Raw genomic sequence first — 11,574 nt, 5'->3', positions numbered from 1 at the left:
GACCGGCATCGCGGCGGCAGGGCGTTCCGCCTTGGGAGACAATCCGGGCCATGTCCGATACCGCATCCGTCTCCGTTCCTCCCGTCCTTCCCAAATCCGACCTGAACTTCGTCTGGCTCGACTGCGAGATGACGGGGCTCGATCCCGAGAAGGATCGCCTGCTGGAGATCGCCGTCGTGGTCACCGGCCCGGAACTGGAGCCGCGGGTGGAGGGGCCGGTGTTCGTCATCCACCAGTCCGACGCCCTGCTGGATGGCATGGACGCCTGGAACAAGGGCACGCACGGACGCAGCGGTCTCATCGAGAAGGTGCGGGCCTCCACGGTCACGGAAGCCGAAGCCGAGCAGGCCATCCTGGAGTTTCTCGCGCGCTACGTGCGCAAGGGCGTGGCACCCATGTGCGGCAACAGCATCGGCCAGGACCGGCGTTTCCTGGTGCGCTACATGCCGAAGCTGGAAGCGTTCTTCCATTACCGCAACGTGGACGTGAGCACCCTCAAGGAATTGTCCCGGCGCTGGAAGCCCGAGGTGTACGCCAGCTTCAAGAAGGCGCAGAAGCACACCGCGCTCGCCGATGTGTACGAATCCATCGAGGAACTGGCGCACTACCGCAAGCACCTGCTGGTGCCCTGACCGCACCGTTTGCGGGAAAACCCGAATCGTGCGATAATTGCAGGCTTGCGCGGAAAAACATCGGATGCAACTTCCGGTCCGCGCGATTTGCGCATCTCCCCTTCACACCGGGCCGCGGACGGCGGCGAATCTTCCAGGGTTCGCTGCATGATCTTCCGCACCAATGCTCACCTGCCCCGACACACCGGGCGCCGGTTCTGTTGAATGGTTGATGTTTTTTAACCATTGACGGAGCCCGCGCAGGCCTCTTTGCCTGCGTTCGTCTTCGTGTGAGAAACATAGACATGACCGACACTTTGCAAGTGCAGGGCGCTTTCGCGCCTGCAGATACCTCTTTCGTGGCCGAAACCGAAGCCATGGCACCCGTGGCCCTGGCCGCGGACACTGCTGCTGACGCCGCTGCGCCCCAGGCCCCGGAAGCCCCCAACGGCTTCGTCGAACTGGGCCTCGCCCCCGAACTCGTGCAGGCCGTGGCCGACCTGGGCTACACCCAGCCCACGGGCGTACAGGAACGCGCCATTCCGCTGGCCATGGGGGCCGGTGACGACGCCGGCAAGTTCATCGACCTGATGGTCTCCAGCCAGACCGGCAGCGGCAAGACGGCGGCGTTCCTGCTGCCCGTGCTGCATACGCTGATCGGCCAGCAGGCCGCGGCCCAGGCGGCCGCCCGTGCCGAATACGAGGCGGCTGCGGCCGAGGCCGCGGCCCGCGGCGAGCCCGCTCCCAAGCGCGCCAAGCGCAAGGACCCGACCAATCCGCGCCACTTCAAGGCGGCCACCCCCGGCGCCCTGATCCTGTGCCCCACCCGCGAACTCGCCCAGCAGGTGGCCCACGACGCGATCGAGCTCGTGCGCCATTGCCGCGGCCTGCGCGTGGCGAACGTGGTGGGCGGCATCCCCTACCAGCTGCAGATCGCCAAGCTGCAGAACGCCGACCTCGTGGTGGCGACGCCCGGCCGCCTGCTGGACCTGCAGCGCTCGATGCAGCTCAAGCTCGACCAGGTGCAGTTCCTGGTGGTGGACGAGGCCGACCGCATGCTGGATCTCGGCTTCTCCGACGACCTTGCCGAGATCAATGAACTCACCAGCCAGCGCAAGCAGACGATGATGTTCAGCGCGACCTTCGCGCCCCGCATCCAGCAGCTGGCGATGCGCGTCATGCACGACGGCGGCGCCTCGGTGAAGAAGGTGCAGATCGACTCCCCGCAGGAGAAGCACGCCAACATCAAGCAGGTGCTGTTCTGGGCCGACAACGCGCAGCACAAGCGCAAGATGCTGGACCACTGGCTGCGCGACACCTCCATCAACCAGGCGGTGGTGTTCGCCAGCACGCAGGTGGAGTGCGATGGCTTGGCCAACGACCTGCAGCAGGACGGCTTTTCCGCCGTGGCGCTGCACGGTGCCCTCAGCCAGGGCCTGCGCAACCGGCGCCTGATGGCGCTGCGCAATGGACAGGTGCAGATCCTCGTGGCCACCGACGTGGCGGCCCGCGGCATCGATGTGCCGACCATTACCCACGTGTTCAACTTCGGCCTGCCGATGAAGGCCGAGGATTACACCCACCGCATCGGCCGCACGGGCCGCGCGGGCCGCGACGGCCTGGCGGTGACGTTCGCGGAATTCCGCGATCGCCGCAAGATCTTCGACATCGAGGGCTACAGCAAGCAGCCGTTCAAGGCCGAAGTGATTCCGGGGCTGGAGCCCCAGCAGCGTCCTCCGCAGGCGCGCTCCGAGTTCGGCGGCCGCGGCCGTGACGGTGGCGGCTTCCGCGACCGCCGTCCCGCAGGTGGCGGCCGGGGTGGGTTCGGCGACCGCCATGGCCGTGGCCGCGATGACAGCCGGGGCTTCGCTCCCCGGGACGATCAGCGCGGTTTCGCACCCCGCGAGGATCAGCGGGGCTTCGCTCCGCGCGATGACCAGCGTGGTTTCGGTCCGCGCCGCGACGGCGAGGGCTATGGCCGCAAGCAGGGCTTCGGCGAGCCGGCGCGTGGCGGCTTCGGCGGCAGCCGCGGCGAGGGCGGTGGCCGGGGCGGGGATTTCGCTCCCCGCAAGCCGGCTTTCGCCAAACCCGGGGCGGGTGGCGGCAAGCCGTCGTTCGCGCCGCACGATGCGCGCAAGCGCCCGGCGCGTCCGGCGCGCTGAGGTCCGCATGACCGCGAAGGCCAGCCCTGGAGGCTGGCTTTTTTTCGTCCATGCCACGGCGCGGGGGCTTGCCGTACGCGGGTGCGGCCGATAATCCATCTCCCCAGGGCAGGCCGCGCACCGGTATGGATGCGCCCCAGCCCCTCTGCAAGGAGTTTTCCGAAAAATGACCTTTACTCCCTCGTCGGACAACGATTTTGAACACATGTTCGACCTGGCCCCGGTGTCGCTGTGGCTGGAGGACTTCAGCGCGTTGAAGTCGCTGCTCGACGGCTGGCGCAGCGAGGGAGTGGTGGATGCCGAGGCCCATGTGCGGGAGGACCCCGCGCGGATGCAGCAGTACGGCGCGAGCCTGAAGGTGCTCCAGGTGAACCGGCGCACGCTGCAGCTGTTCGCGGCGCCCGACCAGGCCACGCTGCTGGCTTCGCTGGACCAGGTGTTCCGCGGCGACATGTTCGAGCAGGCGATCTCCGAGCTGCGGCAACTGTGGTCCGGTTCGCTGGAGTTCTCCAACCAGACGGTCAACTACGCGCTCGACGGCCGCCGCCTCGATGTGCATATCCGCGGCCGCATCCTGCCGGGCCATGAGGACCGCTGGGACCGCGTGCTGATTTCGCTCGAAGACAACACCGAGCAGATCCGCGCCGGCACGGCGCTGCTGCGCAGCGAGCAATACGCTCGCGGCCTGTTCGAGCATTCGCCGGTGTCGCTGTGGGTGGAGGATTTCAGCTGCGTCAAGCGCCTGCTCGACGACGTGCGCTCGCAGGGCATCCGCGATTTCAAGACGTTCCTGAAGGTGCATCCGGAGTTCGTCACGCGCTGCATGCAGGAGATCCGCGTCATCGACGTGAACCAGCAGACGCTGGAGATGTTCGGCGCCGACAGCAAGGAGCAGCTGCTCCAGCAGATCGGCAAGGTGTTCCGCGGGGAGATGGCCGAGTCGTTCGCCGAGCAGTTGCTCGACCTGTGGGACGGCCGGCTGGTGCAGCAGCGCGAGGTCGTGAACTACAGCCTCTCCGGTGAGCCGGTGTACATCCACATGCAGTTCGCCGTGCTGGACGAACGCAGGCACGACTGGTCCATGGTGTTGCTGTCGCTGGTGGACATCACGGCGCGCAAGAAGGCGGAGGCCTATCTGGAGTACCTCGGCAAGCACGATGTGCTCACCCAGTTGCGCAACCGCGCCTTCTACATGGAGGAACTGAACCGGCTCGTCCGCAAGGGCCCCTGGCCGGTGGCGGTGGTGGTGGTGGACATGAACGGGCTCAAGGCCATCAACGACGAGTATGGCCATGCGGCCGGCGACGCGATGCTGCGCCGCGTGGGCGAGGTGCTCATCAAGGCGGTGGATTCCCCGGATTGCGCCGCACGCATCGGGGGCGATGAATTCGCCCTGCTGCTGCCGGCCTGCGACGAGCGCGGCGCACAGGCTGTCACCGACCGGGTCGCATCGCTGCTGGAGCTCAACAACCAGTTCTATCCCGGCAAGCCGCTGAGCCTGGCGATCGGGACGGCCATCGCGGCCACGGGCGACCAGGTCGAGGCGGCCGTGCACCGTGCCGACCAGGCCATGTATGCGGAGAAGCTGCGCTACTACCAGCAGGCGGGGCTGGAACGCCGCCGCGGCTGACTGACGCGGGCGCCACCGGCAGCGCCGGCTTCAGGCGGCGGTGGCCACGCGGCCGATGTCCGGCCAGCGGTGGTGCAGATAGACCCAGGCCACCAGGCCCACGCACATCATCGCCAGCGATGCGCAGGCCAGCAGCAGGGTGGAGTGCATCACCAGCGGGGCCACCACGCCCGCCACCAGGCCGTTGGCGGTGGAACCGACGAACGCCTGCAGCGATGACGCCATGCCGCGGCGCTCGGGGTACAGGTCCAGCACGAGCAGGGTGACCACGGGCACCATCAGCGCCCATCCGAACGCGAAGACCGCGATGGGAAACAGCGCCCACGAGACGTGCGCCGTGAACAGCGCGTTGGCGGCCAGGTTCAGCAGGGACATGACGAACATGATGAGGAAGCCGTGCCGTATCTGGCGCTTGGGCGCGATGCGGCCCGCCAGGCGGCCGCTGAGCCAGGCGCCGCCCATGATGCCCGAGATGGTCAGTATGAAGAACCAGAAGAAGTGCGTGGGCGACAGGTGCAGGTGCTCGCCGAGGAAGGCGGGGGCCGCGAGCACGTAGAGGAACATGCCGTTGAACGGCACGCCGCTGGCGAGCGCCAGCAGCAGGAAGCGCGGGCTGGAGCCCAGTTGCCAGTAGCCCTGGAGCAGGTGGCGGGCGTTGAAGGGCTGGCGGTGGTCCGCATGCAATGTTTCGGGCAGCAGGCGGTAGTTGGCGATCCAGAGCAGCAGCCCCACGCCGGTGAGGAACCAGAACACGCTGTGCCAGCCCGCATGGACGAACAGCCATCCGCCCACGATGGGGGCGATGGCTGGCGCCACCCCGAAATAGATGGTGACCTGGCTCATCACCTGCTGGGCCTGGGCGGGCGGGAACATGTCGCGGATCACCGCCCGCGAGACCACGATGCCCGCGCCGGCCGACAGGCCCTGCAGCGCGCGGAACAGCACCAGCTGGCCGATGCTTTGCGACAGGGCGCAGCCTGCGGAAGCCAGCGTGAACACGGCGATGCCCCAGAGCACCACCGGCCTGCGCCCGAAGCTGTCGGACAGTGCTCCGTGGAACAGCGTCATGAACGCGAAGCCGAACAGGTAGGCCGACAGCGTCTGCTGCATCTGCACCGGCGTGGCGCCCAGGGCCGCCGCGATGCCCGAGAACGCCGGTATGTAGGTGTCGATCGAGAACGGCCCCAGCATGCCCAGCACGGCCAGCAGGACGGCGAGGGTCCAGCGCGGGGCGCGCCAGAGATGGTGGGCGTCTGGATTCATGGCGGAAGCAGGACGGGGCTGGGGGCGGGGAGGGTGCGGCCCGCGCGGTGCGGGGCACCGGCGGGCGGGCGATTTCCATTATCGGGGCGGCGCTGCAGGCCGGCGGCCGGCCTGCGTCTCCCCGGCGTCAGTGCTGGTGCGCGCCGTGGCCCGCATGGGCGGGTGCGTCCTGCGCCGGGGCGTTGGTCCCGGTCGTGCCCAGGGCGCGCACGGACGCCTGCACGTCCACCGTCTGGCGCTGGCCGTCTGCGCCTTCCAGCACGAGCTGCAGGGGCACGGTGTCGCCCGCCTTCACCGGCTTGGGCAAGTCCATGAGCATGACGTGGTAGCCGCCGGGCTTGAGTTCCACGGCCTGGCCTGCGGGGAGATCGAGCTTGTCCACGGGCCGCATTTTCATGACGTTGTCCTGCAGCCGCATTTCGTGGATTTCCGCCACGGGGGCTGCGGGGGACTTCACGCCGACGAGCTTCATCGGCCTGGCGGCGGTGATTTTCATGAAGGCGCCAGTGGCCTTCTGCTGGGGCACGGTGGCCCGGACCCAGGCGTCCTGGACGGTGGCGGTCTGGCCGTGTGCCGCCAGGCTGGCCAGGGCGGCGATGGCAATCAGGGAAGAGGAAAGGATGCGTTGCATGGTGTGATGGTCGTTCAGGAGGCGCAGTGCAGCGCCCGGATGGGGAGGCCTGCAGGGCAGGGGGCTGGAGCGCTTCAGGCTCCGTGGCACATGTACCCGGGCGGCCCCCTGGCCGGCAGGTGTCCGGCGGCAGGGCATGCGGGATGCGGGTTCTGCCGGCCGGACGGGCGTGCCGCAGGCAGGAGGACGTGCTGGAATGCACCGGCCTCCACCGTGGGCGGGGCCAGTCCCGTGGGAAGGCATGCAGGGCAATCCAGTGCATGGGCATGCGGTTGCGGCGCCGGTTCGCCACGGTCCGCCGCGGGCACTGCGGCCCATCGCGCGGTGCCGTCCGCCGAGCAGATGCGGTCGAGGGCGGTGGCGGATAGCACCAGCGGGGACGCACCCGACGCGGCGATCGCCCACAGAAAGCAGGCGAGCACGAATCGGCGGACGGCGAGGGCGCTGCGGAAGAACGGCATGGTGCGCCGGTGATTATGGGCCGTCTCCGCTGGCGCTGGTCCCTCGCGGCCGCGCAGGCGCCTGCAGCGTCAGGGACGTGCGGCAGCACGCTGCTCTGCGGGCGGAATGCGCAGCTGCTGCCGGTACTTGGTCACGGTGCGGCGCGCGATGCGGATACCCTGGCGCTCGAGCTGCCGTGCGATGTCCACGTCGGAAAGCGGCCGCTGGCCGTCGTCCGCCGCCAGGATTTCCTGCACGAGCCCGCGGATGGCGGTGGGCGAACTGTCCCGCCCTGCCGGCGTGGCCATGGCGCGGGAGAAGAAGTACTTCAGTTCGAACAGGCCGAACGGCGTCTGCAGGTACTTGTTGTTCGTCACCCGCGATACGGTGGAAACATGCACGCCCAATTCTTCCGCGATGTCCTTGAGCGCCAGCGGTCGCATGCCGATGGGGCCATATTCCAGGAAGTGGGGCTGCCGGCGCAGGATCGCCCTGGCAACATCCAGAACGGTGGAAAAGCGTTGCTGCACATGGCGGACGGTCCAGCGCGCTTCGGCCAGTTGCGCCGCCAGGTCGCGGTGCGCGCTGCGCGCTCCGGTGTCTTCCGGAGGGGACGCCGGCCCGTCCGGCGCATCGGCCGGCGACTGCAGCAGCTGCTGGTACTGGCGATGGACGCGCACGCGCGGCATGACGGCCTCGTTCAGCGACACGGTCCATTGGCCACGCGCCTTGTGTGCGATGACATCGGGCACGATGTACTGCACCGGCTGGGACCCGTGCCGCCATCCCGGATGGGGGTCGAGATGCCGCAGCCGCTCCATCGCCTCGTGCACGGCATGTGCGGGCACGTCCAGCCGTGCCGCCAGCTGCCGCATGGCCTGCGGCCCGGACCCTTCCGCCGCCCTGGCCAGTACCGCGTCGCACAGCGCACGCTGCAGCGGGCAGGCGACCGCGGGCAGCTGCAGGCGCAGGCATTCCTGCAGATCGCGCGCGCCCACGCCCGCGGGCTCCAGGGATTGCACGGTGCGCAGCGCGGCGTCCAGCTCCCCGGCCGTGGCCTCGGGCTCCACGCCGTAGTCGCCGCAGAGGCACTCCAGGGGGGTGGCGAGGTAGCCGTCTTCGGACAGCTCCTCGACGACCAGGCTCGCCAGGAGGAATGCGCGGTCGGGCAGCCGCAAGAGGCGCAGTTGCGCGTGCAGGTGTTCGTGCAGCGTGGCGGTCGCCGGTTCGCGTTCCAGCATGGACAGGCCATCGCCACTGCCGCCATGGGGCGACCGGGATCCCGGTGCCGCGGTCCAGGCGGGCCCGTCTTCCGGGCCCGGGGCGGCAGGCGCCGCCGGTTCGTCTTCCTCCAGGAACGGATTCTCGTCAACCGCAGCCATCACGCTCTGGATGAACTCCGCCGTCGGCATCTGCAGCAATTGCACGGCCTTCTGCAGGCGCGGCGAAAGGTGCGGGGACTGGTTCTGTCGGGCTCCAAGAGCGAGTGTCGGCATCGGGCGAAGGGTTCCTCGGGCAGGCCAGCCATGTGTGGCCTTCGAACGCTTCGTGCAAACACCATGCCGCCCTTGTCCGACAGTGTACGTATGGATACCTTTGCAACAATCCTGCAGCCCGTCGAGCGATGTCCTGTAACAGTGGACGGCCGGCAGGGAGTGCGGATTGCCATGCGGTTCCGCAGGCGCGGCGAACGCGCCGTCCTGGCAACGGACGCTGCTGGGGGACGGTATTAATTGCGGAAACTATTGCATGGCCCAACACACCGAATCATCGATTCCGACATCCGACCCCGACGAGGATGCGGACGTCCGGGAGGCGCAAGGGGGCTCCGGACGGACGCAGGGGCTGCCCGGCTGGTCCGAGCGCGCCTGGCCCTCTGCATCGTTGCGGACCTATCTGGTGGCCATGATCCTGGCCGCGACGCTGCCCATCGCCCTGCTGCTGACGTACAAGGTCTCGGCGGAACTCGTGCAGACCCGCAGCCGCCTGCAGTCCGTGCTGGGCCACAGCGCCGCCGGGCTGGCGCAGACCGTGGCGCTGGACACGGCGTCCACGGTCGATGCGCTGCTGGCGCTGGAGCGCACGGATGCGCTGCGGTCCGGCCAGGCTTCCGCTCTCGAGCGCTGGCTGCGCCAGCGGCCGCCCATGAAACCCCAGTGGCACAGCGTGTTCCTCGCGGGGGCGGACGGGCGCATCGTGTTCGACACCGCCCGGCCCGAGGGCAACCCGGCGCAGGACGCCGCCATCGAAGCGCTGGCGCGCCGGGCGTCGTCGGAACGCCGCGCGGCGCTGTCGGAGGCCGTGGACGCGGGCTCCGCCGGGGCCGAAGTGGCGCTGGCCGTGCCGGTGCGCCTCGCGGGCGTGGATGGCTACGTGCTCGGTGCACGCATGGACGTGCATGCGTGGCAGCGGCTGCTGTCCACGGCCACGCCGCCGGAAGGGGGCTTCATCGCGCTGGTGGACGCGCGCCAGAACGTGGTGGCCGCGGCAGGCCATCTGGCGCGCGGCCGGCAGCTCCTGCCCACGGGCGTGGAGCGCGTGCAGGCCCGCATGGGCGAGGAGGGCATCGCCGAGCCCGCGGTGGCGGCCTGGCGGCCGGTGGCGCATTACGGCTGGCAGGTGAGCGTGGGCGTGCCTGCGGCGCCCATCGAGGCGGCCGAGCGCCGCACCGTGCTGTCCGCGATCGCCACCATGGGTGCCTGCCTGGTGCTGGGCGTGGCACTGGCATTCCTGCTGGCATGGCGCATCGCCCAGCCGCTGCAGATGCTGGCACGGGCCCAGCGCCTGCCGCCGTCCCTGCGCATTCCCGTGCGGGAAATCGCCCTGCTGCGCGATGCGCTCTGGACCGCGCAGCGGCGCGATGCCACCACGCGGCAGCGGCTGCAGGCCAAGGCCGCGGAATTCGAGGCCCTGTTCGAGAACACGCCCATCGGGCTGGCCTTCGCCGACGGGGCGCACTGCGGCCATGTGGTGCTCAATCCCGTGATGCGCGGCCTGCTGGGCGTGGCGGACGAAGAGGATGGGCGGGAGATGCCGGCCCGGATCTTCCGCGGCGGAAAGGAACTCGCGCCCGAGGAGCAGCCCCTGATGCTGGCATGCCGCCTGGCGCAGCCCGTCGGCCCCATGGAGCTGGAGATCCGCGTGCCGGGGCGGGCGCCCATGTCGGTCGTGGCCAGTGCCGTGCCGCTGCTCGACGAGCAGGGAAGGCCGCGCGGAGCCCTGAGCGCGGTGACGGACATCACCGAGCTGCTGCAGGTGATGGCGCTCTGGCTGGCTGCGGACCGCAAGCGGCAGGAAAAGCAGAGCCTGATCGACCTGGCCTGCGAAGCGGGCTACGTGGGGTTCTTCGAATACCGTTTCCGGCCGTCGGAGCTGGTGTGGACGGCGGGCCAGGAGGGGCTGTTCGGGTGCGACCCGGCAGCCTCGGCGGCGCATGGCGGGGGGGCGCGCGGGCTGAGGGCCTGGAGCGCGCTCGTGCATGTGGACGACCGTGCCCGGTTGCGCCGTTCGCTGGCGCGTGCGCTGCGCGCGCGCAGCCCCCGGGCCCAGCTGGAGTACCGCATCGCCGCCGCGCCCGACGACGCACCCCGCTGGCTGTCCAGCCGGCTGCTGCTGCGCTACGGCGTCCGCGGACGCCCCGAGCAGGTCGTGGGCATCACGGTCGATGTCACCGAGCAGAAGAACGCGGAGCGACGGCGGGCGCTGCAGTCCGAGCAGGAGCAGGCGGCGCGGCGGCAGGCGGAGGCCGCCAGCCGTGCCAAGGACGAGTTCCTGACCATGCTGAGCCATGAGTTGCGCAATCCGCTGGCGGCCATCGCGGCGGCATCCGACGTGCTTTCCACCGGTGCGGGCGGGCAGGAGACGACGAACCAGGCCCTGGGCATCATCCAGCGCCAGACCCAGCACCTGGCGAGCATGATGCGCGACCTGCTGGACGTCAGCCGCGTGCTGCGCGGCAGCGCCGTGCTCGCGCGCCGGCCCACCGACCTGGCCGAGCGGGTGCGCAGCGTGCGCGAATCCCTGTCCGTCGGGGGCACGATGCGGCGCCATGCCTGGACGTTCGAGCTGCAACCGGCCTGGATCAACGGCGATGCGACGCGCATCGAGCAGGTGATCGTGAACCTGCTGCAGAACGCCATCAAGTACACGCCCGAGGGCCGCAGCATCGACGTGGGCGTGGCCTGCGAGGGCGACGAGGCCGTGCTGTGCGTGGCGGACGGGGGCGACGGCATCGACGAGGACCTGCTGCCGCACATCTTCGACCTGTTCCGCCAGGGAGAGCGCATGCTCGACCGGCAGGACGGTGGCCTGGGCGTGGGGCTGACACTGGTGCAGCACCTGGTGGAGCAGCATGGCGGCACGATCGACGTCTCCACGTCGGAGGACGGAACGGTGTTCACGGTGCGCTGGCCGCGCGTGGCGCCCGGCAGCGCCGCGGCGCCCGCGGATGCCATGTCGATGCGCCCGCACGGTCCTTCGCGGCGCATCGTGCTGGTGGAGGACAATGCGGACATGCTGCGCTCCGTGAGCGCCTACCTGCGCGGCAGGGGGCACACGGTGCATGCGGCCGAGGACGGGCTCGACGGGCTGGTACTGATCATCGCAGAGCGGCCGGACGTCGCCATCGTCGATATCGGGCTGCCGGGCGTGGACGGGTACGAGATCGCGCTGCGCGCCCGTGCGGCGGGGTATGCCGGGCGGATGGTGGCCGTGTCGGGCTACGGCCAGGCGCAGGACATTTCCAAGGCGCGGAAAGCCGGTTTTGATGAATACCTGATCAAACCGATCACGATGGAACAATTACAAAACGCAATGGACCGCACGCCTTGACGGGTG

Annotated in this window: 7 protein-coding genes; 4 read left to right on the top strand and 3 right to left on the bottom strand. The window is 69.7% G+C overall.

The window, feature by feature from the left end:
* Positions 1 to 50 precede the first annotated feature (50 nt).
* The 3 genes from orn (at position 51) to ACGHC0_RS17095 (ending at position 4,403) form a co-directional block, all read left to right on the top strand.
* Positions 51 to 632 carry an oligoribonuclease gene (gene orn, locus ACGHC0_RS17105; protein ID WP_415266263.1) on the top strand — a complete coding sequence of 194 codons (582 nt, stop codon included), beginning with the start codon at positions 51 to 53 and terminating at the stop codon, positions 630 to 632.
* Between the two features lie 284 nt (positions 633 to 916).
* Positions 917 to 2,773, top strand: a complete 1,857-nt coding sequence (locus tag ACGHC0_RS17100; protein ID WP_415266262.1) for a DEAD/DEAH box helicase — start codon at positions 917 to 919, stop codon at positions 2,771 to 2,773.
* A 166-nt stretch (positions 2,774 to 2,939) separates the two neighbouring features.
* Entirely contained in the window at positions 2,940 to 4,403 is a 1,464-nt protein-coding gene (locus ACGHC0_RS17095; RefSeq protein ID WP_368352110.1) for a diguanylate cyclase domain-containing protein, read from the top strand.
* A 30-nt stretch (positions 4,404 to 4,433) separates the two neighbouring features.
* Here ACGHC0_RS17095 and ACGHC0_RS17090 read toward each other — a convergent pair whose 3' ends face one another.
* From ACGHC0_RS17090 to rpoN, 3 genes are all read right to left on the bottom strand, one after another.
* Complete coding sequence (locus ACGHC0_RS17090; RefSeq protein ID WP_415266261.1) at positions 4,434 to 5,666, bottom strand: multidrug effflux MFS transporter; 1,233 nt, start codon at positions 5,664 to 5,666, stop codon at positions 4,434 to 4,436.
* A gap of 127 nt (positions 5,667 to 5,793) precedes the next feature.
* Positions 5,794 to 6,297: a copper chaperone PCu(A)C gene (locus ACGHC0_RS17085; protein WP_415266260.1), complete on the bottom strand. Its 504-nt coding sequence runs from the start codon at positions 6,295 to 6,297 to the stop codon at positions 5,794 to 5,796.
* A 530-nt stretch (positions 6,298 to 6,827) separates the two neighbouring features.
* Positions 6,828 to 8,234: an RNA polymerase factor sigma-54 gene (gene rpoN, locus ACGHC0_RS17080; RefSeq protein WP_415266259.1), complete on the bottom strand. Its 1,407-nt coding sequence runs from the start codon at positions 8,232 to 8,234 to the stop codon at positions 6,828 to 6,830.
* A gap of 253 nt (positions 8,235 to 8,487) precedes the next feature.
* Here rpoN and ACGHC0_RS17075 point away from each other — a divergent pair, with 253 nt between their 5' ends.
* Positions 8,488 to 11,568: an ATP-binding protein gene (locus ACGHC0_RS17075; RefSeq protein ID WP_415266258.1), complete on the top strand. Its 3,081-nt coding sequence runs from the start codon at positions 8,488 to 8,490 to the stop codon at positions 11,566 to 11,568.
* Positions 11,569 to 11,574 lie beyond the last annotated feature (6 nt).

Origin of the sequence: Acidovorax sacchari, assembly GCF_042847045.1 — a bacterium.
GTDB lineage: Bacteria > Pseudomonadota > Gammaproteobacteria > Burkholderiales > Burkholderiaceae_C > Paracidovorax > Paracidovorax sacchari.
Note: the sequence above shows the minus strand (reverse complement) of the source record. Positions and strands in the feature narration are given on the sequence as shown.

Excerpts from the sequence above, each read along its gene's own strand:
- orn (WP_415266263.1), top strand. The coding sequence starts at position 51 with ATGTCCGATACCGCATCCGTCTCCGTTCCTCCCGTCCTTCCCAAATCC.
- ACGHC0_RS17100 (WP_415266262.1), top strand. The coding sequence starts at position 917 with ATGACCGACACTTTGCAAGTGCAGGGCGCTTTCGCGCCTGCAGATACC.
- ACGHC0_RS17095 (WP_368352110.1), top strand. The coding sequence starts at position 2,940 with ATGACCTTTACTCCCTCGTCGGACAACGATTTTGAACACATGTTCGAC.
- ACGHC0_RS17090 (WP_415266261.1), bottom strand. The coding sequence starts at position 5,666 with ATGAATCCAGACGCCCACCATCTCTGGCGCGCCCCGCGCTGGACCCTC.
- ACGHC0_RS17085 (WP_415266260.1), bottom strand. The coding sequence starts at position 6,297 with ATGCAACGCATCCTTTCCTCTTCCCTGATTGCCATCGCCGCCCTGGCC.
- rpoN (WP_415266259.1), bottom strand. The coding sequence starts at position 8,234 with ATGCCGACACTCGCTCTTGGAGCCCGACAGAACCAGTCCCCGCACCTT.
- ACGHC0_RS17075 (WP_415266258.1), top strand. The coding sequence starts at position 8,488 with ATGGCCCAACACACCGAATCATCGATTCCGACATCCGACCCCGACGAG.